Origin of the sequence: Bacillus sp. FJAT-25509 (assembly GCF_001420605.1) — a bacterium.
GTDB lineage: Bacteria > Bacillota > Bacilli > Bacillales > Bacillaceae_G > Gottfriedia.
The window spans coordinates 215,885-242,111 of record NZ_LJIZ01000021.1 but is presented as its reverse complement, the minus strand read 5'-3'; the positions used below and the strand labels follow the sequence as shown (position 1 = coordinate 242,111).

General features: G+C 33.6%; 22 protein-coding genes and 1 other annotated feature. Of the genes, 5 read left to right on the top strand and 17 right to left on the bottom strand.

What is annotated here, in order from left to right; genetic code table 11:
* Positions 1 to 10: 10 nt before the first annotated feature.
* From mnmA to cymR, 3 genes are read right to left on the bottom strand one after another with little or no spacing between them, the layout of a single operon-like run.
* The gene (mnmA, locus tag AN960_RS14235; RefSeq protein WP_056472690.1) at positions 11 to 1,129 is read right to left on the bottom strand and encodes a tRNA 2-thiouridine(34) synthase MnmA; all 1,119 of its coding nucleotides are present in this window, start codon (positions 1,127 to 1,129) and stop codon (positions 11 to 13) included.
* A 28-nt stretch (positions 1,130 to 1,157) separates the two neighbouring features.
* The gene (locus tag AN960_RS14230; protein ID WP_056472688.1) at positions 1,158 to 2,303 is read right to left on the bottom strand and encodes a cysteine desulfurase family protein; all 1,146 of its coding nucleotides are present in this window, start codon (positions 2,301 to 2,303) and stop codon (positions 1,158 to 1,160) included.
* Positions 2,304 to 2,357: 54 nt separating this feature from the next.
* Positions 2,358 to 2,774 carry a cysteine metabolism transcriptional regulator CymR gene (gene cymR, locus AN960_RS14225; protein ID WP_056472685.1) on the bottom strand — a complete coding sequence of 139 codons (417 nt, stop codon included), beginning with the start codon at positions 2,772 to 2,774 and terminating at the stop codon, positions 2,358 to 2,360.
* 446 nt (positions 2,775 to 3,220) lie between these two features.
* On the opposite strand from cymR, the gene AN960_RS14220 reads away from it, so the two are divergent.
* Positions 3,221 to 7,342: a S8 family serine peptidase gene (locus tag AN960_RS14220; RefSeq protein WP_056472682.1), complete on the top strand. Its 4,122-nt coding sequence runs from the start codon at positions 3,221 to 3,223 to the stop codon at positions 7,340 to 7,342.
* A gap of 70 nt (positions 7,343 to 7,412) precedes the next feature.
* Here the strand turns inward: AN960_RS14220 and AN960_RS14215 are convergent, their stop codons facing one another.
* Both AN960_RS14215 and AN960_RS14210 read right to left on the bottom strand, forming a co-directional pair.
* Entirely contained in the window at positions 7,413 to 7,625 is a 213-nt protein-coding gene (locus AN960_RS14215; protein WP_056472680.1) for a hypothetical protein, read from the bottom strand.
* Positions 7,626 to 7,668: 43 nt separating this feature from the next.
* Positions 7,669 to 8,001, bottom strand: a complete 333-nt coding sequence (locus tag AN960_RS14210) for a DUF4257 domain-containing protein (RefSeq protein WP_056472677.1) — start codon at positions 7,999 to 8,001, stop codon at positions 7,669 to 7,671.
* A gap of 308 nt (positions 8,002 to 8,309) precedes the next feature.
* On the opposite strand from AN960_RS14210, the gene AN960_RS14205 reads away from it, so the two are divergent.
* Both AN960_RS14205 and AN960_RS14200 read left to right on the top strand, forming a co-directional pair.
* The gene (locus AN960_RS14205) at positions 8,310 to 10,070 is read left to right on the top strand and encodes a hypothetical protein (RefSeq protein WP_056472676.1); all 1,761 of its coding nucleotides are present in this window, start codon (positions 8,310 to 8,312) and stop codon (positions 10,068 to 10,070) included.
* A 658-nt stretch (positions 10,071 to 10,728) separates the two neighbouring features.
* Positions 10,729 to 11,361 (top strand): DUF2306 domain-containing protein, encoded by a 633-nt coding sequence (locus AN960_RS14200; protein WP_056472673.1) that lies wholly within the window; start codon positions 10,729 to 10,731, stop codon positions 11,359 to 11,361.
* 43 nt (positions 11,362 to 11,404) lie between these two features.
* Here AN960_RS14200 and AN960_RS14195 read toward each other — a convergent pair whose 3' ends face one another.
* Positions 11,405 to 12,694, bottom strand: a complete 1,290-nt coding sequence (locus AN960_RS14195; RefSeq protein ID WP_056472670.1) for a replication-associated recombination protein A — start codon at positions 12,692 to 12,694, stop codon at positions 11,405 to 11,407.
* Between the two features lie 137 nt (positions 12,695 to 12,831).
* Here AN960_RS14195 and AN960_RS14190 point away from each other — a divergent pair, with 137 nt between their 5' ends.
* On the top strand, positions 12,832 to 13,266 hold the full coding sequence (locus tag AN960_RS14190; RefSeq protein ID WP_056472667.1) for an SANT/Myb-like DNA-binding domain-containing protein: 435 nt from the start codon (positions 12,832 to 12,834) through the stop codon (positions 13,264 to 13,266).
* Positions 13,267 to 13,365: 99 nt separating this feature from the next.
* Positions 13,366 to 13,584, top strand: coding sequence for a hypothetical protein (locus AN960_RS14185; protein ID WP_056472665.1), 219 nt, complete (start codon positions 13,366 to 13,368; stop codon positions 13,582 to 13,584).
* Positions 13,585 to 13,651: 67 nt separating this feature from the next.
* Here the strand turns inward: AN960_RS14185 and AN960_RS14180 are convergent, their stop codons facing one another.
* The 11 genes from AN960_RS14180 to AN960_RS14135 form a co-directional block, all read right to left on the bottom strand.
* A complete protein-coding gene (locus AN960_RS14180) occupies positions 13,652 to 13,900 on the bottom strand; it encodes a hypothetical protein (RefSeq protein ID WP_056472663.1) in 249 nt (82 codons plus the stop codon).
* Between the two features lie 91 nt (positions 13,901 to 13,991).
* Positions 13,992 to 14,759: a tRNA threonylcarbamoyladenosine dehydratase gene (locus tag AN960_RS14175; RefSeq protein ID WP_056472661.1), complete on the bottom strand. Its 768-nt coding sequence runs from the start codon at positions 14,757 to 14,759 to the stop codon at positions 13,992 to 13,994.
* Positions 14,760 to 14,924: 165 nt separating this feature from the next.
* Positions 14,925 to 16,694, bottom strand: a complete 1,770-nt coding sequence (gene aspS / locus AN960_RS14170) for an aspartate--tRNA ligase (RefSeq protein WP_056472659.1) — start codon at positions 16,692 to 16,694, stop codon at positions 14,925 to 14,927.
* A 19-nt stretch (positions 16,695 to 16,713) separates the two neighbouring features.
* Positions 16,714 to 17,979: a histidine--tRNA ligase gene (gene hisS / locus AN960_RS14165; RefSeq protein WP_056472657.1), complete on the bottom strand. Its 1,266-nt coding sequence runs from the start codon at positions 17,977 to 17,979 to the stop codon at positions 16,714 to 16,716.
* 66 nt (positions 17,980 to 18,045) lie between these two features.
* Positions 18,046 to 18,273: a binding site (T-box leader), on the bottom strand.
* A 71-nt stretch (positions 18,274 to 18,344) separates the two neighbouring features.
* Positions 18,345 to 18,518 carry a hypothetical protein gene (locus tag AN960_RS24785; RefSeq protein WP_088013656.1) on the bottom strand — a complete coding sequence of 58 codons (174 nt, stop codon included), beginning with the start codon at positions 18,516 to 18,518 and terminating at the stop codon, positions 18,345 to 18,347.
* Positions 18,519 to 18,825: 307 nt separating this feature from the next.
* Positions 18,826 to 19,005, bottom strand: coding sequence for a hypothetical protein (locus tag AN960_RS14160; protein ID WP_056472655.1), 180 nt, complete (start codon positions 19,003 to 19,005; stop codon positions 18,826 to 18,828).
* A 132-nt stretch (positions 19,006 to 19,137) separates the two neighbouring features.
* Complete coding sequence (gene dtd / locus AN960_RS14155) at positions 19,138 to 19,578, bottom strand: D-aminoacyl-tRNA deacylase (protein ID WP_056472654.1); 441 nt, start codon at positions 19,576 to 19,578, stop codon at positions 19,138 to 19,140.
* Positions 19,579 to 19,593: 15 nt separating this feature from the next.
* Positions 19,594 to 21,789, bottom strand: a complete 2,196-nt coding sequence (locus tag AN960_RS14150; protein ID WP_056472649.1) for a RelA/SpoT family protein — start codon at positions 21,787 to 21,789, stop codon at positions 19,594 to 19,596.
* Positions 21,790 to 21,951: 162 nt separating this feature from the next.
* Positions 21,952 to 22,464: an adenine phosphoribosyltransferase gene (locus tag AN960_RS14145; RefSeq protein ID WP_056472646.1), complete on the bottom strand. Its 513-nt coding sequence runs from the start codon at positions 22,462 to 22,464 to the stop codon at positions 21,952 to 21,954.
* The gene (gene recJ / locus AN960_RS14140) at positions 22,464 to 24,815 is read right to left on the bottom strand and encodes a single-stranded-DNA-specific exonuclease RecJ (RefSeq protein ID WP_056472643.1); all 2,352 of its coding nucleotides are present in this window, start codon (positions 24,813 to 24,815) and stop codon (positions 22,464 to 22,466) included. The genes AN960_RS14145 and recJ overlap by 1 nt, the downstream gene beginning before the upstream one ends.
* Positions 24,816 to 24,854: 39 nt before the next feature.
* Positions 24,855 to 25,766: a cation diffusion facilitator family transporter gene (locus AN960_RS14135; protein ID WP_056472640.1), complete on the bottom strand. Its 912-nt coding sequence runs from the start codon at positions 25,764 to 25,766 to the stop codon at positions 24,855 to 24,857.
* Positions 25,767 to 26,227 lie beyond the last annotated feature (461 nt).

Here is a 26,227-nt window from a genome sequence, read left to right as displayed (position 1 = left end):
GTAAATAGATTTATCTTAAATAAGTTAATTCATTACCATCGATAAATGCGCGATCAATTGTACCTCCACCTAGGCAGTCTGTTCCGTCGTAAAATACAACGGCTTGCCCTGGAGTGATTGCACGAATTTTTTCGTGGCAAAGAATTCTTACTGAGTTATCATCTAAAATGTGAACTGTTACTTCGTTATCTTCAGAACGATAACGGAATTTAGCTGTACATGTAAATGAACCTTCTTTTGGTTTATCTGATGTCCAACTAATATCAGAAGCAAGTACTTCATTACTATAAAGTAAGTCATTATGAAAACCTTGTTCAACTAATAAAACATTATTTTTTAAGTCTTTTCCTACAACGAACCATGGATCTCCATTTCCACCGATTCCAAGTCCATGACGTTGACCAATTGTATAATACATAAGTCCATCATGTTTACCTTTAACTTCCCCGTTCATTGTTCTCATTTCACCAGGTTGTGCAGGTAAATAATTACTTAGAAATTCTTTAAAGTTACGTTCACCTATGAAGCAAATTCCAGTACTGTCTTTTTTCTTAGCTGTTGCTAAATCCGCCTCTTCAGCAATTTTACGAATTTCTGGCTTTAAATAGCCTCCAAGTGGAAACATAACTTTCGATAGTTGTTCTTGGCCAAGTTGATTTAGGAAATAAGTTTGGTCTTTATTGCTATCAATTCCTCGTAACATTTTATATTCTCCGTCACGAAACTCAACTCCAGCATAATGACCTGTCGCTACATAATCTGCTCCAAGCTCCATGGCATGTTCAAGAAATGCTTTAAACTTAATTTCTTTGTTACACATAACGTCTGGGTTTGGTGTTCTACCTTTTTTATACTCATCTAAAAAATAGGTAAATACTTTATCCCAATATTGCTTTTCAAAATTCACTGCATAATACGGAATTCCTATTTGATTACAAACTGCAATTACATCTTCATAATCTTCGGTTGCTGTACATACGCCAAATTCATCTGTGTCATCCCAGTTTTTCATAAAAATACCGATGACATCATATCCTTGTTGTTTCAATAAATATGCTGTTACAGATGAATCTACACCACCTGACATTCCTACTACTACGCGAGTGTCTTTTGGATCTTTTTTATTCATAAATGATATCCCCTCGCATTTTTAAAATTTATATTTTAACTAATCGCTTTACAATTGAAGATACACGTTCTCCAAGTATACGGATTTGTTCGTCTGTATTTCCATAACCAAAGCTGAATCGAACCGAAGAACGTATTTTAGGTGAGTCTATTCCAAACATTTCAACTAAAACATGTGATGGATCTATACTACCAGCCGTACAAGCAGACCCGCTCGAAGCTGCTATGCCTGATAAATCAAGGTTTACCAAAAATGATTCAATTGAAATATCTTCAAATGATAAGTTTAACACATGTGGTGCAAAAAACGATTCATTTCCATTTTTTTCAAAACGAATGCCATTTTCTTTTAGAACATTCAATAAGATTTCATGGAAACGCAAATAACTTTTTACACGGTTATCTCTTTCAATGTGAATAACTTCTACCGCTTTTGCTAATCCAACAATACCAGGAACATTTTCTGTACCTGCACGACGTTTACGCTCTTGCTGTCCACCGTATTGCAATTGTGTAAAAATTGCATTTTCACTTACATAAAGAAAACCTACACCTTTAGGTCCATTAATTTTATGTGAGGATATGGATAAAAAGTCGACACCAAGTTCTTCAACATTAATTGGAATTAAGCCGTAAGCTTGTACTGCATCTGTATGGAAATGAGCTTTATGGTCACTAAGAAGTTCACCAATTTCTTTAATTGGTTGAACTGTTCCGATTTCATTATTAACCATCATAATTGATACTAAAATCGTATCTTCACGCAGTGTAGCTTTTACATCCTCTACATTCACACACCCTGTATGATCAACAGGTAAATACGTAACCTCAAAGCCTTCCTTTTCAAGAGCCTGGCATGTATGTAATATAGCATGATGCTCAATGCTAGAGGTAATAATGTGCTTACCATATTTTTGATTTGCATAAGCAGCGCCTCGAACAGCAAGATTATCACTTTCCGTTCCACCGCTTGTAAAAATAATTTCGTTAACTTTTGCTCCTATACTATTAGCACAAATCATGCGTGCAGTATCAATCTTTTGGCGAGCTTGTCGGCCAAATGAATGAATACTAGATGGATTTCCAAAAGTCTCTTGCATTTCTACAACCATCTTTTCGATAACTTCTGGATGCATCGGAGAAGTCGCAGCATGATCTACATAAATACGTTCCATTTTTATTAAACCCTTTCTTTATGAAGCGTTCAACTATCTTTGAACGCACTAAAATTAAATATAAAACATATATCCGTTTAAATCGTCAGATTCTAATTTTGCTAAGTCCTCAAGACTCGTGTGGTCTAACACTTCATTAATCGCTTTTTGAACCCGAGTCCACAACTCTCTTTGTGCAGGATTTTCATCTTCAAGATTTTCGATTGGAGATAGTGATCCTTCAAGTGCAGTTATCACTTCACCTGCAGAAATTTCATTTGGTTCCTTTGTTAAAATATACCCACCATATGCTCCACGAATACTCTTAACTAATCCTGCATTACGTAATAATGAAATAATTTGCTCTAAATAATGCTCAGAAAGATTTTGTGCTTTCGCAATACTCTTGAGTGAAATTGGTTTATCACAATATCTTTTAGCTAATTCAATCATAACTGTCAGTCCGTATCTTCCCTTAGTTGAAATCTTCATTAATTCACTCCGTTCAATATACTGTTACTCTTTATTTTAATCAGATTTATATTATTTTTAAACTGTAGTAATACAATTATTGTACACTATTTGTCCTATAAATTCACATGCCAGGAAAAAAATGCACTAAACCAATTGGAAAAGTGCAATATCAATCTAAAAAATAGTATGTTTTAATTTTTAGTTTTACTATTCTAACTTTTTAACAAACCGAATAAAAGCTTTTAGACTTACTCCTCCATTTTCACAAATAATCTACTATACCTAAAAATCCGCCCAACAGATTTTCACATGAAATGTTGTTAATATAAGGTTTCACTAAATTCCTTAAAATTTAATCAGCTAAAATTTAGATAAATACATCAAAAATAACCCGCCTTCCATTCAAAGAATATTCTGTAAAATAAAAACTAGTAGTTTATTAATAGAGAAAGAAGTGGGGAAAAATGCGAAAATCAAGGAAAAGTAAAACGAAACACCTTACATCCATTGGATTAAGTACTTGTCTTCTGTTTGGAACCTTTGCACCTATTACTGATCATTTTAATGCAAAGGCAGAAACAATTTCTTCAAGTGAAGTGATATTAGCTAAACTGACACCAGAACAAAGAGAGGCACTACTAGCATTAAATTCGAACGAATTTAAAACGGGATTGCATCTTTCATCAGATGTAAACTTAAATAGTTCGAAAGAAGTTTCTGTAATTGTTGAATTTAAAGTTCTTCCTGCAAAAACTGAGCAGTTAACAGCAGCAGCTGAAGGAAAAAACATTTCACTTGAAACAGCTATGGCAAAAGTTGAGAAATCCCACATTCAATTTAAAAAAGATTTACAAGAAAAAGTAGGAAAAGAGACCAAATCAAACCGAACTCTTTATCAGATAAAACATACTTATAAGCATTCACTTAATGGGGTCTCATTAACAATCCCAGCTAATCAAATTAAAAAATTATTGCAATTTAGTGATGTTAAAGCAATTTACAGCGATTCTCAAGTTCGAGTGAATCCTCCAAAACAGATTGATGAAACGAAGGACAAAACAAACGTTGACAGTATACCATTTTTAAAAATAGATCAGCTTCATAAAGAAGGGTTTACTGGAAAAGGGATAAAAATTGGCGTAATTGATACTGGAGTTGATTACAATCACCCTGATTTAAAGGATGCGTATAAAGGTGGATATGACTTCGTAGATAACGATCACAATCCAATGGAAACTACTTATGATGATTGGAAGAAATCTGGAAACCCGGAATTCTATAATGGTAGTTCTTATTATACCGAGCATGGTACGCACGTTTCAGGCACAATCGCTGGACAAGCTAAAAATAATTCAAATTTCAAAGTAACAGGCATCGCGCCTGATGCTGATTTATATGTATATCGTGTTTTAGGTCCATATGGTAGCGGCGCAAATTCTTCAGTAATTGCTGGAATTGATAAGTCCGTAGAAGATGGCATGGATGTGATTAACCTTTCATTAGGAAGCGATTATAATGACCCATTAGACCCTACAAGTCTAGCAATTGATAATGCTGTACTAAGTGGTGTCACAGCAGTTGTTGCAGCAGGAAATTCAGGCGAGTACGGGATGTCTACAATAGGCTCTCCGGGGGCAGCTGCCCTAGCATTAACAGTTGGTGCAAGCTCAGCAACTACTAAAGTAACAACCTTTAAAAGTAGTTTCAAAGTAGGAAAACGAAAAATAAATGGAACTTTACAGTTAATGACTAAAAAATGGACCGATGATTTTAGCAATCTTTCTGGAAGCTCATTTGATATTGTCAATGTTGGAGAAGGCGGTCCAAATGATTATTCCGGAAAAGATGTAAAAGGTAAAATAGCATTTGTTGTACGTGGTACATATGCTTTAATCGATAAAATGCAATATGCAAAACAAAACGGTGCAAAAGGAATTATTATATACAACAACAATAGCAACGAGGGGCAAATTCCTTACTTCTTAGGAGAAAGGAATGACAATATTCCAGTCTTTTCGTTGGATAATAATACTGGCTCAGCGGTTAGGGATTTATTACCAACTGGTCCATTAACTGTTTCATTAGGTGCACTAGGAGAGAGTGAAATTCCTGGTGACGTATTAGCAGACTTCAGTTCAAAAGGTCCATCAGGAACTTTATACGATATAAAACCAGAAATAACAGCGCCAGGCGTAAATGTACTTTCGACAGTTCCTTCCTATATCAATAATAAAAATGATAAGTATGATTATTCATCTGCATATGAAAGAATGTCAGGTACATCAATGGCCACTCCCCATGTTGCAGGTATTGCGGCACTATTATTGCAAGCAAACCCAAGCTATACACCTGCTGATATCAAAACAGTATTAATGAATACAGCAGACCCATTAAAGGGTAAGAATAGTGTATTTGAAATAGGCGCAGGCAGGGTTGACCCTTATGAAGCTATTCATTCAGATACAGAAATATCAGTTATAGATGAAACTCCGTATATTGAAAATGGACAAGAGCAAATCATTCAAGAGCAAACAGGTGGTCTTAGCTATGGTTTTATTCCTATGAATAACGAAGCTTCTTTCAACGAGTCAAAAAAGCTAGTAATCTCTAACTCAAGCAAAAAAATGAAAAAATATGCTATTTCTGTAGAATATAACGTAGGCGCGCAAGGTTCATTGGATGCAGAGAAAAATGGTGTAAATGTAAAATTATCTGAGGACTCTTTTAAGGTAAAATCAGGTACACAAAAAGAGCTTTCTGTCTCATTAATCGTTCCTAAAACAGCTGAAAAAGGAACATATGAAGGATACATTCGTATTGAAAATGAAAAAAATCCTGAAGAGAATTATCAAATACCATTCGGCGCACGTGTTGTTGAAGAAGGATTTAAATATTTTGCTGTCCACTCCCCATCTATCTCAAATAATCGCGTAATCGCACAATATAGTGTTAAAGATACAGATTTAGATTTCAATTTAAATTCACCTATGAAAACGATCGATTTTGTTTTAGTTGATCCAAAAACAGATAAAGATTTAGGGCTAATCACATCAATTAACACTACTGGTGCTGCTGTAGACTATGATCATTATTTACAAGATGGATTTGCAGGAAGATACTTCCCGTTTACTGGAAATGCTAAAAAGCCGATTGGATTTACTTCTACTTCAGCTCCAGATGGCGTTTATAAAATTAAAGCAATTGGAACAAATCAAGCTGGGAAACAATTTATAAAAACTGATAAAGTCTATATTGATAATAACGGAGCGACGCTTTCATTAGATCAAACAAATGCTTTACCAAAAGGAGATCTTCCATTTGTTGAATTAGCACCCGATCAAAAAACAGTTACATTATCGGGAACGGTAATTGATAACGAAGTAAGTGAGATGCAAAAGAACGGAATGAATGTAGCACAATCCAATAACAAGGTATATTACGGCTCTAATGGACCAGCATTAAGTATAAGCGTAGATGAAAATGGTAAATTCTCGAAAGAAATTTCTGTAACCGGGTCTTCCTCCGCTACAATGCTTCAATTTGTAGGAGCTGATCGAGCCGGTAATTCATCTGTTGCACCTACAGTTATTTACTATGTAAAAGCTGGAACGCAATACATTTACGCTAAGCCGAATAAAGAATCTATCACAATGGGTGATAAAGTAACCTATACTTTATATAGCCATGGATTAAAGAACGCTAAAGAAATGAGCTTTTCGCTAAATTATTTAAATAAATATTTTGATTCTGTTGAGATTGTAAAAAACAAAACATTACCAGAAGGTACAGAACTTACTTCTACAACTAGTGGTACAACTAGCTTAACTTCAAATATTACATTGAAAATGCCTAACGATGGTATTTCAGGCGATGTGCCATTAATCGATCTAGTATTTGATACTAAAGCCGATGAATATGTAAATGTACTTAGTCAACTATTTAGTATTTACGGAGGGGCATACAAAGATTTGAGTGGGGCAACTGTAAGACCACTAATTCAAACAGGTCTACTTCCAATCTTTGCAGCCTATTCAAAAGTACAAGCTCAGCTTGGAGCCCAAGGCCTATATAAGGAAGATGGCACTTACAATTATTCAACGGATTACACAGCTGTTGGTGCAAGTGTTAAAGCACAAGATTCAAAAGGTAATTTATATATAGGGGAAATACAAAAAAACGGGCAAATCTTTATTAATAACTTGCCAGCAGACGAACTTTTTTACACTGTTATTGTAGATGTTCCAGGGCATTTTACTACTTACACTCCGCTTGAAGTTGGAAGAAAAGCTGGAAATATAAGTATTGGAGAAAGTATTTATTATTACACTGCTAAATCGAAAGCTGGAGACATCAATAAAGACAACGTGGTCGATCTAAATGATGCACTTTTAATTGAAGCAAACTGGAATAAAAATAATCGAGATACTGATATTAACTTTGATGGCATTACCGATGCTAAAGACTTTAAATTACTAGAATCCAATTATTTAAAAGAAAATGATTATGTGTTAGATACACCGAGTCCAGTCCAAGAGCTTAAAGGTCAAACACTCCAAACAATTAAAGCAAAACTAGGAATTAACTAAAATAAAGAACTGGAACTCTAATTTTGAGTTCCAGTTTTTAGTTGTTGAATAAAGTCAATTAAATGATTGCTTAACTTTTCAATTTACCAGCTCTTACGAATTGAGCGGCTGCTGCTTTTTCATCGAAATCTTCAACATTTTTTCTAGATTCTTTTATGTTATTTAAAAAGCTTATGACTTGGAATTCGATACTTTTTATTTCGTATTCAGTATCAGCATTTAATAAATCCTCTAATAAATCTAAATAAATTGCTTTCTCTTCAGGTGTTAGCACTAGCCTCATTACATGCCTCCTTCATCTTTTGCTAAGTAAATTATTGTAGATACTACACAATTTGCTTAGAAATATTATGCAGTGAACTTACCCTTTCCCGTTCAGTGTTAAGTGCCCTACTTAAAAGAAAGCTTTGAGATGAGAGACCAGCTAATATACAGTATCCGATTACCATACGCATATCCTTTAACATGTTTTCTGGTATAAATAAAGAAACAAATAATGTCGCGGCTGTTGCTCCAAATAAAATATCTGCAAGAAAACCTAAATAAAAGCCTTTCTTTCGTCTCACCGGGAGCATAATCGTACCTTTGTTAAACAGGATGTGAAAAATAAATCCGGTCACTCCACCAATGACAACCGCCAGGACATAGAGCTTAACCATGTTCATCCTCCATTCTTAATTTTAGGTACAAAAAAAATTCCTACTTTCGTTTCGAGAATAAGTTAATCGAAATGATCGCTAGGATTGGACAAGTTCTATATAAAATATGAACAGCTTGTTCTTATTATTATAAAAGCTTAAAAATAAATTATCAAAACATTTTGTAAAATTTATCCAATTGTGACAATAAATAAGGTAAAAGACCTGAATTTCCATTTAAACAAATACACTACAAGACTATTTAACTATTTCCCATTACCCTTATTATGATATATTGGAATTAAAAAGAAGCTAGAGGAGGTTTTAAGTTGGCTGTACAAAGAAAATTCAAGAAAATAGTCAATCAATTACGCCACCAAGATCTATATCAGCGCGCAAAAGGCGTAGACCAACTTAGAAAGTCTCTTCGTTCTGGTGCTTCTATTGAATCATTAATTTATTTATTAGAAGAAGCGGGAAGCAATTTCCCGAAATCAATAGAAGATTGGGATGATGGAAGCTATCACTTAGTTGGATTTTGTTCAGAGTTCGAACTCCAAGAATTAATAATTCCAATCGAAAAGAATTTTGAAGCATATAGTGAAAGAGCTAAACATCAAGCCCTTTATTTATTAATAAGTCTTAAATCAGAGTTAGCTAGAGATGCTTATATACGAATCATTGAAAAAAATAGTAATCGATTCTCGCTTGATATCGATGTTCAATTCATTTTCGAAATGACAAATTGGGCGCCTGAAATTGTAAAAAAATTATTACGTTTAATCGAAAATGAAGAAACTGCAGTTTCAATTTTCCATCTAATTCTGTTATGTAAAAGGAATTCAATTTCTCTACCTTTTTCATCCGATGAGAAAGATTATATAATCGAAAAAATTAAAGTCTTATATAAGCTTAAGCGAGATTCCTATTTAACTTATGATCAAGATTACAACATAAAATATGTGTACCAGGCTTGGAAGGAATCTTACCTCATCGTTCGAAAAGAGATGGGTATTTACCTTCAATTAATGCAATTTTATTTTGATGATAGCATTCATGAATTTTTACAAGAAGCACTTGAGTATAAAGATCCATACCTAAAAGTGGATGCTGTTATCTCACTGATGGAACATGGCGTACAATTTGAAAAAGGAATTCTTGATTATTGTGCTCACAATATTGAATCTGCTGTATGGTTTTATACAAAATTAAATGAATTTTCAAAGAAAGATATATACCAATTTACGGAAGAACATCAACTAAGTTTTGTGAAAAACAGACTATTTCTTTACTTAATTGCTCATGAAGATTTTGGTGTTATCCCTGACGAGATCGAAATTATAAAGCGTTATGATACTTCAAACTATTATGAACAAGAAGTAACTTATTATTTAACTAAATTTCGTAGTAAGCAAGAAAATTGGGAAGAAAATGATTGGATGGCTGCATATGTAGGGGCTTATATTTCTGAACAAATTCCTAGTCCACGATTTTATGATGAAACAATAACGGCATTTACAAAATGGGACAAATACACCGAGGACGAACATAAAAGCCAACTTGAATTATTGAATAAAGAAGAAAATGATAAATTAGGTCAAGAAGTCATTTTGGAATCAAAGCCAAGTTGGCATTTTGGAACCTATTTTCTTGGATTCCTAACAGCTGTTAGAACAGGTACTGCTTTCGGAAATCACGATCCTATTTATTTTTTATTACTAGCTTTACTATGGATTGTTTTCTTATATAAAGTGTATGCAACGATTCAACTTCGAAAAGAGTCGAAATTAATTTTAACAAGTAGACAGCTAACCTTAAAAAAAGGTAATGAATTGAAGTCGATCGAGCTTCACAAAATAAACAGAATGACCATTGAACTCCGAAAATGGGGTAAAAACGAAGGAAAAATGGCAGCATATCAACGAAAAGTAAATTATATTGTTTTCTACGATAAAGATGACGAAGAGATATTATCAATCCCTTCTACATTTATTAAACCTGATCTACTTTTCCTCGAGATAAAATTATTAACTAGTCATTTAGTTGATTCTCCAACTATTGAGGTTTTTGAAAATGATGTTAGTGCTTAAAAGTCGAGACTCGAATCTCGACTTTTTTTAGAGTGTTGAAATATAAAATGGTCAATAGAGAAAACGGACATTAAATGATCATTTATTAATAATTAAATTTTCAATTTTTGGATGATCTATTAATGGTTTTAAATGTTATTATGTTTGAGTAATTGCACTAGTAATGGTTTATTTCAGAAGTTAAAAGTATTATGAGCTAATTTTTAGAAAAGCAAATTCAATTGTTTTGTTTAATAATTAATGTTCGATATTAATTGACCTACAAACTGATTAATAAACAACTGATAGGATACTCTTAGTAAAGGCGATTTGAATAGCTTTTATTGCAGACTTTTTTTTGATGAATAAGTTGATTGGAACGAAAGGGGTGCTCGACTCCTATGGGATATGCGGGAAGGCTGAGACCCCGCATCAGGTCTCGCCCCATGGAAAGCGAGCATCCTGTAGTGGAAATCAACCTCACTCTACTCCTTTTACGAAAATTTGGTAATTTAATTGACAAGATTATTTTTCAACAGCGTGTAAAAAGTCGAGACCTGAGTCTCGACTTTTTTTATTCATGTTCCGTTCATATTAGACTGCTATGATATTAATTAAAGATTTTCTTACTAAATTACATATTAAATATCAAACTAAATATCGGGGGACAGGTTAATTTATGAATTCTAAGAAAAGTTGGTGGATTTTATTTATTATTTCGCTTTGTGTCATTATTCCTTTTATGGCTCCTTATTTTCTAATAAATCCTGAGAAAAGTCGGATCCAAATTAGTTCAACTTCAATTCAATATCCTGCTTTAATTACACATATCTTTTTTGCATTTATTGCTTTAATTACTGGGTTCTTACAGTTTGTAAAAAAGATTAGAACTCGTTCTCCAAGAATCCATCGAATAATCGGGAAGATTTACTATATTAGCGTTTTTATAAGTGGAATTTTGTCTTTGATTGTAATTTTCTATATTGAAAATTTTTCAAAGGTAATTTCTTTTCTTGTTTTAGCTATCTTTTGGATTTTCACTACAATTAAAGGTATCCATAGCGCTAAGAAGAAAAATTACATGGCTCACCAAATCTGGATGACTCGAAGTTTTGGAATCACATTAGTAGCAGTTAGTGGTAGAGTTTTAGTGCCATTTATATTATTAGCCTACTTTTTGCTAAATGGATTACATGTACCTGGTGGTAGAGAAAGAATGGTTGAGGAAGCTCTAAACGTTAATATATGGGTAGGTTTATTAATAAATTTAATCATAATTGAGTGGATTATATTAAAAAAGAAGGTAGATTAAGCGACAAACTTCGCTTTAATCTACCTTCTCGTTTAGTTTTGATCTATTTCCGATCTTTCTTAAACTGCCGTAGTTTTTCAAAAATAGCCCCGTAACGTTTTTCGTTACCTGCTTCTTTTGGTTTATAGTAAACCTGATTTACAAGTCGGTCTGGAAGATATTGTTGATTTACCCAACCGCCAAAATTACCTAAAGGATGATCATGCGGATAAATATAACCAATCCCATGCCCCATATCCTTGGCACCGGCATAATGACTATCTTTTAAATGTGCTGGGATATCATCATGTAGCCCACTTCTCACATCATTTAATGCTCGATCAATTGATGTCACACTAGAATTAGATTTAGATGACAAACAAAGCTCAATTACTGCATTTGAAAGAATAATTCTTGCTTCAGGAAATCCAACTTGCTTTGCAGCTTCACACGCTAGAACAACCTTCCATGGATCGCCAGCTAATCCGATATCCTCGTAAGCAATAACTAATAACCTTCGAATAATGCTAGTTAAATCACCCGCTTCAATGAGCCTCGCCAAATAATAAAGTGCAGCATTTACATCACTTCCACGAATACTCTTTTGGAAACCAGACAATGTATCATAATGAAAGTCTCCATTTTTATCATGATTAAAACCTTTTGAACGAAGAAATTCATCAATAATTTCATCTTGTACTACAATCGTACCGTCTGACTCTTTTGTAGAACCGTATACAATTGATTCCAAAATATTTAAAGATGATCTTGCATCACCGTTTACTCCATGAGCAATTTTTAAAATTTGTTCCTCTGAAATTTGGATTTGCAAATTTCCTAATCCTCTATCCTCATCTCTTAAGGCTTTATCTAATAATTTATAAATATGTTTTGGTAAAAGAGGTTCTAATTTTAAAATGTGGTTACAGCGAGATCGTATCGCACTGTTAACGTCGTGGTATGGATTCTCAGTTGTTGCCCCAATTAACGTGATAAACCCGCTTTCTACATATGATAATAAATAATCCTGTTGTAGCTTTGACCATCGATGAATTTCATCTGCAAAAAGAATAATCTCACCGAACATTTTCGCCTCATGAACGATATCCTCAAGTTCTTTTTTACCAGAAGTAGTCGCATTTACAGTTACAAAACGTTTATCAACCGTACCAGCAATTGCATGGGCAAACGATGTCTTCCCTATTCCAGGTTCCCCGTGTATTAACATTGAAGGAACTCGTCCGTTATGTATTAATCGATATAACGCTGATTCTTTTCCGATAATTTTTTCCTGACCAATTAATTCATCAATCGTTCTTGGTCTCATTCGGTATGCTAGAGGTTCATGGCTCATTTTGCTCCCTCCTTTATAGCTCTTTTTACTATTGTAAATGAATTGGAAACATTTTTCATCTGCACCCGAAAATATTTCTTTTTACTAATAATATATTTGGTCAAGATAATAATAGATGAATTAAAGAAGGTGAAAAAATGAATGCTCCCAAAACAAAATGGTCACTTGAAGATGAAAACACATTAATAGAACTAGTTGAAAAATATGAAAGTAAAGGTAAATCGAAGCAAGAAGCATTTGAAATGGTAGCAAATATTATTAATCGGACAAAGACAGCCTGTGCTTCTAGATACCGAAAACTATCAAAAGATCATTGTAAAGAAATAAACACACCCACAGAAGAAATTACCAGATTAAATAAGCCAATAGATCCTCCTTCACTAAATTTAGAAATGATCATCCAATTCTTAAAGAATTTTGAACAAATGCATCAAGCTTCGGAGGAAAATTTGCAGTTAAAAGAAAGAGTAGATCTTTTAAAAATTGATAATGATAATTTAAATAAAAAAATTGTTAAACTAAAGGCATTAATCCAAAAGAAACAAAATGTATTAATCAATCTACTCGAATAAATTCGGACAAAATAATGTAAAACATTCACAGTATATTATCACTTGTCCTATTGTATAATGAAGTAACAAAATGGATGCAATAGTAAGGAGTATAATGAAATGAATTGGAAAAAAGGCGGTTTATGGATAATTATATTTTTTATTATTAAAGGTACGTTATCTACACTCTTAATTATTACTGGTGCTAAATACTTTAACTTATCATATATTCAAATTCTACTACTTGTAGTTGGACTATTAGTTATTTCGTTAATAGGACGTCAATTTGTGAGAGGACGTAAAATTAGAGCTAAAAATGAGAAGGATTTAAATATGTAATCCCTTTTACCTTATCCTGCAATGTGTCCGAGCAGACTGAAACCCCCAATTAATTTGGGGGTCTTTTTTATTTATTAGGCTTACGTTTATTCATTTCAATCGATTCCATATCGTTAACGACGCCATCTTTGCCAACCTTACCATTTTTCTCGACAACATTATTTTTCTTTTTATACTTAACATTAATCCGATTGGATAAATTATCTACATGATGCTGTTTTGAATCTTTTTCCACGTCACTTGTACTATTACAAGCAGTTAATATTGATAATGATAATCCGAAAGTACAAAATACTTTCAAGGCTCTATTCAACATCAAACACCTCCTATAGAAGGTAGTTTTTACATTAATAAATAAAAAAACTGTAGGAAATTAATTCCTACAGTCAGCAATGTTTGAGCATTGGTTATTCTTTACCTACACGCTTAATTTCAATATCCTTTATTAATTCACGCACTGCATGACTAGCTGCGATTAAGCCAGCAACTGATGGGACAAAGGCGTTTGAAGACGGTGGCATTTTTGCTTTTCTAATTTTTGTATTTTCATCTGGTACGATTTCTTTACGTACATCTTCACGAATAACAATAGGACTTTCGTCTGAATAAACAACTGTAACACCTTTTTGAATGCCTTCTTTGCGAAGTTTAGTTCGAATAACCTTCGCAATAGGATCGTGAGTTGTTTTTGATATATCAGCAATTTTAAATCGAGTTGGATCCATCTTATTAGCGGCACCCATACTTGAAATAAGTGGAATTCCCAGGCGGCGACACTCTTTAATTAAGTGAATTTTATATGTAATTGTATCAGAAGCATCAATTACATAATCTAATGGAATTTCGAAAAACTTTTCAAATGTTTCTTCTGTATAAAACATTCTATGTGTAATTACATCGCACTCAGGATTAATCTCAAGAATACGTTGCTTCATCATCTCTACTTTAGGCTCTCCAACTGTTGATAATAAAGCATGAATTTGTCTATTCACGTTTGTTATATCAATAACATCTTTGTCCACTAGTATTAAACGTCCAACTCCAGAACGCGCTAAAGCTTCTGCAGAAAATGAGCCAACGCCTCCAATACCTAAAATAGCTACCGTACTGTTTTGTAATCGCTCTAAACCTGCTTTACCAAATGCAAGCTCATTACGAGAAAATTGGTGTAACATTTATTCAACTCCCACTATCTTAATCAGATTACAATGATTTAAATATACATGATACAAGCTATTTACAGCAAGCTTGAATTAAAGAAAAACAGAATTTTTCTTAGTCCTTCAACAAGAAAAAGGAAAGGATTAAGAAAATTAATTCCTTCACCCTTCCTCTTTATTTTACTCTTCTACAGTTGTTTTTAACGCTAATTCTTCTAATTGTGCAGAAGAAACTGAACTTGGTGCATTTGTTAATAAACAACTTGCTGATGCTGTTTTAGGGAATGCAATTGTGTCACGTAAATTTGAGCGACCTGCAAGTAACATAACAATACGGTCTAAACCTAACGCAATTCCGCCATGTGGTGGTGTACCATATTCAAATGCTTCCATTAAGAAACCAAATTGCTCTTGTGCTTCTTCTTCAGAAAATCCTAAGCATTTGAACATTTTTTCTTGAATGTCTCTTTCGTAAATTCGAACCGATCCTCCACCAAGCTCGTAACCATTTAATACTAAGTCATAAGCTTGAGCTTTTACACTACCTGGGTCAGTATCAAGTTTCGCAATATCTTCACGAACAGGAGACGTGAATGGATGATGAGCCGCAAAATAGCGATTTAATTCTGCATCATACTCAAGTAATGGCCAGTCAGTAACCCATAAGAAATTGAATTTAGATTGATCAATTAAATCTAAGTCTTTACCTAGTTTTAATCGAAGTGCACCTAAGCTATTTGCAACTACTGAAGCATCTGAAGCTACGAATAAAATTAAGTCACCAGCTTCTGCTTCTACAGCTAATTTTAATGTAGCAAACTCTTCCTCACTAAAGAATTTAGCGATTGGTCCTTTAAAACCATCTTCTTCAAGTTTTAACCAAGCAAGACCTTTTGCTCCATAACGGCCAGCATATTCTTGAAGACCATCGATGTCTTTACGAGAATAATTTGCTGCTTGACCTTTTACATTTAAACATTTTACTTGTCCACCGTTTTCAACAGCTGAAGTAAATACTTTAAATCCACTTTCTTTAGCGAAAGAAGAAACATCAATTAGCTCTAAACCGAAACGAGTATCAGGCTTATCAGAACCGTAACGATTCATCGCTTCATCATAGCTCATACGAGGAAGTGGTGTAACTAGTTCAACACCTTTGGTTTCCTTCATCATTTTAACCATCATTCTTTCAGACATTTCCATTATTTCCTCTTGAGAAAGGAAGCTAGTTTCAATGTCTATTTGAGTAAATTCTGGTTGACGGTCAGCACGTAAATCTTCGTCACGGAAGCATCGTGCAATTTGGAAATAGCGTTCAAATCCTGAAACCATTAATAATTGTTTAAAAATTTGAGGTGATTGTGGTAATGCATAAAACTCACCTGGATGTACACGGCTAGGTACTAAATAGTCTCGAGCTCCTTCTGGAGTACTCTTCGTTAAAATTGGCGTTTCAACTTCTAAGAAGTCTTCACCATCTAAGAAATCACGAATTGATTTTGTAATTTTTGAACGTAATTTAAATGTGTCATACATAACTGGACGACGTAGATCTAAATAACGATATTTTAAACGAAGGTCTTCTGCTACCTCAGTTTTATTTTCAATTGGAAATGGAGGATTTTTAGCTTTATTAATAAGTTCAAGTTTTTCAACAGAAACTTCAATTGCTCCTGTTTCAAGATTTGTATTAGCTGTACCTTCACCACGAGATACTACTTTCCCGTGAACGTGAAGAATAAATTCATTACGTACAGTTTCAGCTAGAGCTAAAGCTTCACCTGAAGTTTCAGGATTAAAAACGATTTGTACAAGTCCAGAACGGTCACGTAAATCAATAAAAATCAATCCACCTAAATCACGTCTTTTTTGTACCCATCCTTTAAGTGTTACACTTTGACCGATATGTGATTCCCTTAGTTCTCCACATAAATGCGTTCGTTGTTCCATTTTCAATTCCCCCATTTGTTTATTTAGAGCTTACGTATTTTACAAAGATGTCTAATGCAACTTCTTCTTGTACACCAGTCTCTTGGTCTTTTAAATTAATGACTCCTCGAGATAATTCTTCCTCACCTAGAACCGCTACAAATCTTGCTTTATAACGTTCCGCTGCTTTGAATTGAGCTTTTATTTTACGATCTTGGTAATCTTTTTCACAAACAAGACCAGCTTTTCGCAATTGATATAAAATAGCAGTCGCTTCTTTTTTCACTTCTTCTCCAAGTCCGATTAGGAATACATCCATTTCTTGTTGGATTGGAAGTTCGATTCCTTCTGTTTCAAGAGCTAATATTAAACGCTCTATACTTAATGCGAAACCAATACCAGGAGTATTAGGACCGCCAAGTTCTTCAACTAATCCGTTATAGCGGCCACCACCACTTAAAGTTGAAATTGTACCGAATCCTTTACCTTCTAACATGATTTCAAATACAGTGTGATTATAATAATCTAAACCACGTACTAAATTTGCATCAATCTCAAACGGAATTTTCATAGCTGTTAAATAAGATTGAACAGCTTCGAAATAGTTCATAGATTCTTCATTTAAATATTCTAAAATCGATGGTGCTGTCTTCATTGAAGGGTGATCGTGATCCTTTTTACAATCTAAAATACGTAAAGGATTCGTTTCTAAACGATTATTACAATCACTACATAGCTCATGTGCTACTGGTTTAAAATGATTCACAAGCGCTTCACGGTGTGCTTTACGGCTTTCTAGGTCACCTAAACTATTAAGAACTAACTTAACATTTTTCAATCCAAGACCACGATATAATTCCATTGATAGAGCTAATACTTCTGCATCGATAGAAGGATCATTACTACCTAAAGCTTCGATACCAAATTGTACGAACTGACGATAGCGACCAGCCTGGGGACGTTCATAACGGAACATAGGACCGATATAGTACATCTTTGTAGGTTGATTGCTATTTCCGTACATTTTATTTTCAACATAAGAACGAGCGATTGACGCAGTTCCTTCTGGACGTAATGTTAATTGACGATCTCCACGATCAGTAAATGTGTACATTTCTTTTTGAACAATATCTGTTGTATCTCCAACACCACGCTGGAATAATTCAGTATGTTCAAAGATTGGTGTACGAATTTCGTTATAGTTATATCGTTTGCATAAATCTCTTGCAAACTTTTCAATATACTGCCATTTTTCAATCGTACCAGGTAAAAGATCCTGAGTACCTCTTGGGATATTAATCGACATTTTAAATCCTCCTAAATATAAACCTTTATAAATACAAAAAACCCTCGTGCCTACTGAAATAAAAACAGTAGGGACGAGAGTTATAAGCCCGTGGTGCCACCCTAATTGAAGAACAATAAACTGTTCTCCCACTTTCATCGTTAACGCCGATTACGTTTATCCTTACTAGAAATCGTTCAGAATAAAGCCTCGGGAGTGTCTTTCAAATAGTCTACTTGTGGAAATGCTCTCAGCCACGGCACTTCCTCTCTCTACAAGAGATCCTATCCTACTTTTCTCCGTCTATGGATTATTACTATGTATCAATATGTTATTTAATATCTTACGTTCGGATACGACAAATGTCAAGAACAGTTAAAATTTTTTTACGAACGCTCCAACTGTCTTTTTAAATCACGCACTTCTCTTAAAGTTAAACCAAACTCACTTGCCATCTCTAATGAATTGGACTCTTGTCCCCTATTTTGAAACTCATGAAAATCCATATTCAAGACACCTTTTCTACCTGATCCTAGACTATTACGATTATTTATTCTCATGCTGCAGTCTCCTTCCAAGTATGTTGTTATATAGGATGTCCAAATAATTAAAGGATTAAACAATTAAAATATTGTTGAAAACTTAGGCACGTTTTTTTAGGGTTAAGCAATTTTAATTAGTTCTATGGATTCAGAAAAAAAGAGGTGGAAATTGATTAAATTTAAGTAGTCTTTAACGTAGATATTAGTAGAAGTAGAAAATAATTAGTTAAATTTAACGATATTTTTTGCAAATTGATGTTTATTTGCAGTCTTGAAAATTTATTTGCAGTTGCTTTCAAAAAAAAACCATGGTACATACCATGGTTTAAATAAATATTCTCAAAGTAGATTGAATGCTTTCAACTGATCCGTCTATGAAATGCATTAATCCGTAATAAACTAGGATGATTAAAATAACAAATAAAAGTGCTTTTAAGAAACTTTTGAGGATCGTAAACAAAATTACACCAGCGATAAGGATTAACACGATTGTAATTATGTCCATATAATGACCTCCTCTAAATTCTTTGAAAGAACCCGTGTACTTCAATATATTCGCTATTTGAAGTTATTATTTTAATAATTTTTTTTATTAAAAAAAATGCCTCCTTTTTGGAAAAGGAGGTTAAAAATTGGATTATTTACTTTCAATCATAATTGTAATTGGTCCCCAGTTTGTAAATGTTACATCCATATCTGCACCAAAAATACCGGTTTGTACTTCGTAACCTTGTTCGCGTAAATACGAATTAAAATATTCGTATAATTCATTTGCGATTTCTGGCTTGGCTGCATCTGTGAAGCTTGGACGTCTACCTTTTCTCGTATCGCCATATAAAGTGAATTGAGAAACAGATAGAACCTGGCCTCCAACATCATTTAATGATAAATTCATTTTTCCAAGTTCATCTTCAAAAATTCTTAGGTTAACTGCTTTGTCAGCGCAATATTTAACATCTTCTATCGTGTCTTCATGCGTTATTCCAACTAACAATAATAAACCTTTAGATATTTGACCTACTACTTGTCCGTCTACAACGACTTTTGCTTCTTTTGTGCGCTGTAATAATACTTTCACTTTCGGCACCTCCTATTAGTGGAAAATACGTCTCACAGAGTATATGTCTGGAATTTGTTTAACCTTATCCACTACTTTTTGCAGGTGGTTTATATTACGAATGGACAAACTCATTGTAATAGTTGCCATTTTATTTCGGTCATTTTTTCCTGTTACTGAAGAGATATTTGTTTTTGTTTCATTTACAACTGAAAGAACTTCATTTAAAAGACCACGACGATCGTAACCGAAAATTTCGATATCAACGTTATAATCACGTTCGAACGTAGGGCTTTCCTCCCAATCAACTTCAATAAAACGATCTTCTTCACTATCATTTAACATGTTTACACAATCGCTTCTATGAACTGAGATTCCTCTGCCTTTTGTGATATAGCCAACAATATCATCACCAGGTACAGGATTACAGCATTTTGATAAGCGGATTAATAAATTATCTACACCTTTTACAGAAATACCAGCATCTTTACGACGTGATGGAGCTTTTTTAAGGTCCGAAGAAAGTTCTTTTAATCGGTCTTCTAGCTCAATTTCAGTACGTTTGCGGAATTTATCTGTTAAACGGTGAGCAATCTGTGTTGCAGTAATTCCATTGTATCCAACGGCTGCATACATATCTTCTGCATTAGAGAAATTAAATTTCTCTGCGACGCGTTTTAAATTTTCAGACGTTAATACTTCTTTTAAATCACATTCTAATGCTTTAATTTCTTTTTCAACTAATTCCTTGCCCTTTTCAACATTCTCTTCTCTTCTTTGCTTTTTAAAATATTGACGTATTTTATTTTTAGCGTGTGAAGACTGAGCGACCTTTAACCAGTCTTGGCTAGGTCCATACGAATGCTTCGATGTCATAATCTCAACGATATCACCGGTTTTAAGTTTATAATCAAGTGGGACCATTTTTCCATTTACTTTTGAACCAATTGTTTTATTTCCGATTTCAGAGTGAATTCGGTAAGCAAAATCGATTGGAACAGATCCTAGTGGTAATTCATAAACATCACCTTTTGGAGTAAATACAAAAACCATATCAGAGAATAAGTCCATTTTTACCGATTCCATGAACTCTTCTGCATTTGTAGAATTATCTTGCCATTCGATAATTTCACGGAACCAACTTAATTTATTTTCTAAAGTTTTTTGTGAAGGAAGATTTGCATTATCTTCTTTGTATGCCCAGTGTGCTGCAACACCATATTCAGCAATTTGGTGCATTTCTTGTGTTCGAATTTGTACTTCTAGTGGTTCACCTTTTGGACCGATTACTGTCGTATGAAGAGATTGATACAGATTCGCCTTAGGCATTGCAATATAATCTTTAAAACGACCTGGCATCGGTTTCCAGCATGTATGAATAACGCCTAAAACAGCGTAGCAATCTTTAATACTATTAACAATCACACGTACAGCTAATAAGTCATAAATCTCGTTAAATTGTTTATTTTGCTTAGCCATTTTATGGTAAATGCTATAAATATGCTTAGGACGTCCAGAAATTTCTGTTTTAATTTCGACATCTTCAAGTTGAGTTGAGATTTCGTTAATAACCTCTTCTAAATATTGCTCGCGCTCTGCTCTTTTTCGCTTCATTAAGTTAACTATTCGATAGTATTGCTGTGGATTTAAATAGCGTAACGCTGTATCTTCAAGCTCCCACTTTACTTTACTAATCCCTAGTCGATGAGCTAGCGGTGCAAATATTTCTAACGTTTCATTCGCAATTCGCATACGTTTTTCTTGAGGTAAGTGTTTTAACGTTCTCATATTGTGAAGGCGATCGGCTAATTTAATTAATATTACTCTCAAGTCCTGTGCCATCGCTACAAACATTTTGCGATGATTTTCAGCTTGCTGTTCTTCCTTCGATTTAAACTTGATTTTACCTAACTTTGTTACACCATCTACAAGCATAGATACTTCTTTGCCAAATTGGTTCTCTAAGTCCTCTTTAGATACTTCAGTATCCTCTACTACATCATGAAGAAACCCAGCACTAATGGTTGTAGCATCCATCTCTAAGCCAACTAGGATACCTGCTACTTGAACCGGGTGTATAATATATGGTTCACCTGACTTACGAAATTGCTCACTATGTGCGTCACGAGCATATTCATAAGCACGTTTAATAAACGCCACATCATCTTCTTTTAAATAATGGGACGCTTGCTCTAAAACCTGTTCTGCTGTCAAAACTTGCTCAGTAGCCATCTAATCACCTTAAATCATTATTTCTTCTATTATCATGAAAATTTCGTTTTTTGTAAAGCAGGAGTCGTCAAATTTCATTTTTTTTTGCAGATCTTTGATAGAAAAAGAGCACTCTGATTATTCAGAGTACCCTGTCTAGATAACATTATCATATGTTAAATATTAATATGTCATTAGTGTAAATATATCATAGCCTTCTAATTTTTTACGACCTTCTAAGTAAGAAAGCTCAATTAAGAAAGCAATACCAACTACAATTCCACCTAATTCTTCAATTAGTTTGATTGTAGCTTCAATCGTACCACCTGTAGCTAATAAATCATCAGTGATCAGTATACGTTGACCTGGTTTAATAGCATCTTTATGCATTGTCAACGTATTTGTACCATATTCTAAATCGTAGTTGTAGCTAATAACTTCACGAGGTAATTTACCTGGCTTACGAACAGGTGCAAAACCTATTTCTAAAGCGTAAGAAATTGGACAACCAACGATAAATCCACGAGCTTCTGGTCCAACTACTAAATCAACATCTTTTTCTTTCGCATAAGCTACGATTTGATCTGTTGCTTCTTTATAAGCTTTTCCATCATTCATTAATGATGAAATATCTTTAAACTGAACGCCTTCTTTTGGCCAGTCCGGTACGATCGTTATATAATCTTTTAAATTCATTAAATAAGTGCCTCCCCATTTTCGGAAAAATGACTTTTCATATTTTGAAAAAATGTAGTTAATTCATCACATTTTGAGTACAGAAATAAGCGTTCTAGTTCAATACTAGCTAATTTTTTTGCATACGTATTAGATAAAGAGAGATCTTTCTTCTCAGTTTGTGGCAACAAACGAATTTTTCCATCCTCTATTGTAACAAATTCTAAATCAAAAAACACCTTTGTCATAAAATCGACTTGTTCTTTTTTCCAACCCATCTTACGACATAATGCCACTTCATACATGTTCATGTCAAATGGATTTGTATTTGCTAAGATCGAATAGAATTTTTTAAAACTTTCTCTACTTGGTATTGGTGAGAAGAAATGTAATTCTTCTTGATTAAAAATTAAGTAGATACGTTCTGATAACCCATTACGAAAAACTTCTTTCAAATCATTTTCAGAACTAGGTAAATCAAGTAGGATCACATAGTTATTTTGTATATTAACATCTAAGTTTAGTACATCTTCATATGCAACAAACTTAGAAATAGGATATTTAGACTTTAAATTTTCATATTCATTTGATGATTGATGTAAAAATATGAATTTTTCTTCGGTTGAAGGTAAAGTTAATCGATGTGGCTCTTGACCTCTTAAGTCAAATAACTGCCAATGATTTACTTTAATATCATGGATCATTAACTGCGGCTTTCGTTTACCATTCCATTCGTTAATAGAAGCCATTCCTAAGCATGATACTTTTGATCCACTTGCAATTTCATTAGCAACATGTCCAAATCCAAACCCTACGGCATCAAGGAATGTAACCTCATCTTTTAGTTGTACTTTAAGATGTGCACCTTCATTACCGATTTGTTTAATATTTAGAGCATCAACCTCGTTTATTTCTAAAACAGGTTTTGGGTTATGCATCCCAAAAGGTGCTAGCATATTTAATTCATTAATAAATGAGATTGAAACTTCACTAGCCTGACAGTTTAAATCGACTTCTTTTAATGGGATAAAATCTTCATCTGTCATAATTTGATCTGCATATTCATTTAAACGATGTCTTAATAGCTCGACATCTTCAATTGCCAATGTCATACCAGCAGCAAGTGTATGACCTCCAAAATGAGGTAAAATATCTTTACATCTTGTTAAGTTTTCAAATAGAGAAAAACCTTCAATGCTTCTTGCTGAACCTTTTGCTATTCCTTTTTCACGATCGATACTTAGAACAATTACTGGCTTGTAGAAGCGATCAACTAATTTCGAAGCAACGATCCCAACTACTCCTGCATTCCAGCCTTCTTTTGCGACAATAATCACTTTATTTGAACAAGATGAATCAAGCTCTTTTACTTGCTTAATTGCCTCTTCTGTCATACGTGAAACTAATTCTTGTCGCTCCTTATTTAGAATTTCAATTTGCTCTGCTCTTTTTTTAGCAAGTGCTCTATCATTTTCTAAAACTAACTCTACTGCAGGCTTAGCATCACCAAGTCTACCAACTGCATTAATTCTAGGACCAATTGCAAATCCAATTGTTTCTTCGGTAATTGAATCTGTTGTAGTTCCACTAATTTCTAAAAGAGCTCTTAGTCCTTCACGCTTAGTTTGCTTTAGTTGCCTTACACCTTTTTTTACGATTAAACGATTTTCATCAACCAAAGGTACTAAATCAGCAACTGTACCAATTGAAACTAGTTCCAAATATTCCTCTGGTTCTCTACCTAATAATGCGGAAGCGAATTTAAACACAACTCCTACACCAGCTAGTTCTTTAAAAGGATAGCTCGGACTTAGCTTTGGATGAATAATCGCAATAGCGTTTGGTAATTCCTCTGGTGGTTCATGATGATCCGTAATAATTACATCCACACCTAGTTCATTTGCAAAATTAACTTCCTCTGCTGCAGAAATACCTGTATCTACAGTAATGATTAATGAATAACCTTGGTCATTCGCCCATTTAAATGCATTCTTATTTGGACCATATCCTTCAGTAAAACGATTTGGTATATAAAAATCTACATTTGCTTCTAGTTCGATTAATGTTAAATACAATACTGAAGTACTGCTAACTCCATCTGCATCATAATCGCCAAAAATTAATATTTTTTCATTTTCTTCAATCGCTTGAAATACTCTGTCAATTGCAATATCCATACCCTCTAATAAAAACGGGTCATGAAAGCTCATTTGATCTTCATATAAAAACTTACTTGCTGCATCTACTGTATTAAATCCACGAGTAACAAGTAGTTTAGCTAATAGAGGGGAAATCTGTAATTCTTTACTTAATAATTGCTCTTCTTGGTGATTCGATAATTTCGGTTTCCAACGTGCTTTTGACTTTAACAATACTCTCACCCCTAACTGTACTATTATACTAAAGTAAACTTATTGGATGAAAGAGTTATTTTTATCATTATATGGATTAATATGGACAAAAACATTTTCCACATCTTTTTGTTCCATCAACTGTGCTTTAACATTTTTACCGATTTTATGTCCTTCTTCAACCGTTATATATGGATCTACTGAGACTTTAATATCGATTATGACGTAATAACCGTGTTCCCTTGCATAGAGAGAATTTATTTCTTTAACTCCTTCTACGTTCCTAACAATTTCTTTATAAGGTTCAATATCTTCTTCATGAAGGACATGATCCATTGTCGTATGTATTGATTCTGCACCTATATCCCAAGCCATTTTTAAAATCATAATTGCTACAATAAGACCAGCGGCAGGGTCTGCATATAAAAGTACTGGCATATTAAATTTAGTACCTAGAATTGCAATTCCAATACCAACCATAGCTGCAGCAGATGAGTATACATCGGAGCGATGTTCATATGCATTAGCGATGATTGCGTCACTATTTAACCTTTTCCCTAAAGCATATTTATAGCGAAACATCCATTCTTTTAAAAATATTGATATAAAAGCTGCTAATAAAGCGATTAGCTCTGGTGGATGCACTGGTTTAAAAAATGCAGTTATAGAGGATTTAGTTATTTCAATTCCAACAATAAATAATAGTACAGCAACAATAATTGCAGCAATTGATTCAGCTTTACCATGTCCATAAGGATGATCCTCATCTGGAGGCATCTTAGCAGCTCTTAAACCAAATAAAACCGCGATCGAACCGACCACATCTGACGCAGAATGTACCGCATCTGCCATTAACGCTTTACTATTTCCAATATATCCTATAACTGCTTTAACAATTGCTAGAAGTAAATTTCCATATATTCCGATATAAGCCCCTTTCCTGGCTTCCTTATAACGCTCTTCCTGTTCCATATACTTTACCTACTTCCCTTTTTCTAACTCTAAAAAATACACTAATCATTATTAACACATTATATTATTATCTTCAAATCATAATGAATTTAATACAAGAAGAGTATAAGCATGAGCCTATACTATTTTTCAACGTTTATAAATAAAATATATTCAATTGAAAAATGGAACACTAAATTTTTTTGATATGTTGGGTTGATTTTAGTTATGTAATATTGTTTGTTAAAAAGTTTAAACCAATCTATGAACACAAATTAAGAAGAAGATTTATTTTTATTTTTTGATTTTATGTAATTTCTTCAATTCCTTTGTTTTTTCTCTTTCTTCATGATTCAATGGCCTTATTTATAGTTTTCCTAATTATTAAAGAAATGTTCTTTTATTTGCACTTTCTCTAAAAGATTATTCCAAAATTCTTAAAGATAAACTTTTTTGATGAGGAGTTGATTGGAATGAAAGGG

Excerpts from the sequence above, each read along its gene's own strand:
- AN960_RS14175 (WP_056472661.1), bottom strand. The coding sequence starts at position 14,759 with ATGTTACACCAATTTTCTCGTAATGAGCTTGCATTTGGTAAAGCAGGT.
- aspS (WP_056472659.1), bottom strand. The coding sequence starts at position 16,694 with ATGGAACAACGAACGCATTTATGTGGAGAACTAAGGGAATCACATATC.
- mnmA (WP_056472690.1), bottom strand. The coding sequence starts at position 1,129 with ATGAATAAAAAAGATCCAAAAGACACTCGCGTAGTAGTAGGAATGTCA.
- AN960_RS14135 (WP_056472640.1), bottom strand. The coding sequence starts at position 25,766 with ATGGAACAGGAAGAGCGTTATAAGGAAGCCAGGAAAGGGGCTTATATC.
- AN960_RS14160 (WP_056472655.1), bottom strand. The coding sequence starts at position 19,005 with ATGGACATAATTACAATCGTGTTAATCCTTATCGCTGGTGTAATTTTG.
- AN960_RS14190 (WP_056472667.1), top strand. The coding sequence starts at position 12,832 with ATGAATGCTCCCAAAACAAAATGGTCACTTGAAGATGAAAACACATTA.
- AN960_RS14210 (WP_056472677.1), bottom strand. The coding sequence starts at position 8,001 with ATGGTTAAGCTCTATGTCCTGGCGGTTGTCATTGGTGGAGTGACCGGA.
- AN960_RS14230 (WP_056472688.1), bottom strand. The coding sequence starts at position 2,303 with ATGGAACGTATTTATGTAGATCATGCTGCGACTTCTCCGATGCATCCA.
- AN960_RS14215 (WP_056472680.1), bottom strand. The coding sequence starts at position 7,625 with ATGAGGCTAGTGCTAACACCTGAAGAGAAAGCAATTTATTTAGATTTA.
- AN960_RS14195 (WP_056472670.1), bottom strand. The coding sequence starts at position 12,694 with ATGAGCCATGAACCTCTAGCATACCGAATGAGACCAAGAACGATTGAT.
- AN960_RS14150 (WP_056472649.1), bottom strand. The coding sequence starts at position 21,789 with ATGGCTACTGAGCAAGTTTTGACAGCAGAACAGGTTTTAGAGCAAGCG.
- AN960_RS14145 (WP_056472646.1), bottom strand. The coding sequence starts at position 22,464 with ATGAATTTAAAAGATTATATAACGATCGTACCGGACTGGCCAAAAGAA.
- cymR (WP_056472685.1), bottom strand. The coding sequence starts at position 2,774 with ATGAAGATTTCAACTAAGGGAAGATACGGACTGACAGTTATGATTGAA.
- AN960_RS14200 (WP_056472673.1), top strand. The coding sequence starts at position 10,729 with ATGAATTCTAAGAAAAGTTGGTGGATTTTATTTATTATTTCGCTTTGT.
- AN960_RS24785 (WP_088013656.1), bottom strand. The coding sequence starts at position 18,518 with ATGAGAATAAATAATCGTAATAGTCTAGGATCAGGTAGAAAAGGTGTC.
- AN960_RS14180 (WP_056472663.1), bottom strand. The coding sequence starts at position 13,900 with ATGTTGAATAGAGCCTTGAAAGTATTTTGTACTTTCGGATTATCATTA.
- AN960_RS14185 (WP_056472665.1), top strand. The coding sequence starts at position 13,366 with ATGAATTGGAAAAAAGGCGGTTTATGGATAATTATATTTTTTATTATT.
- hisS (WP_056472657.1), bottom strand. The coding sequence starts at position 17,979 with ATGTCGATTAATATCCCAAGAGGTACTCAGGATCTTTTACCTGGTACG.
- AN960_RS14220 (WP_056472682.1), top strand. The coding sequence starts at position 3,221 with ATGCGAAAATCAAGGAAAAGTAAAACGAAACACCTTACATCCATTGGA.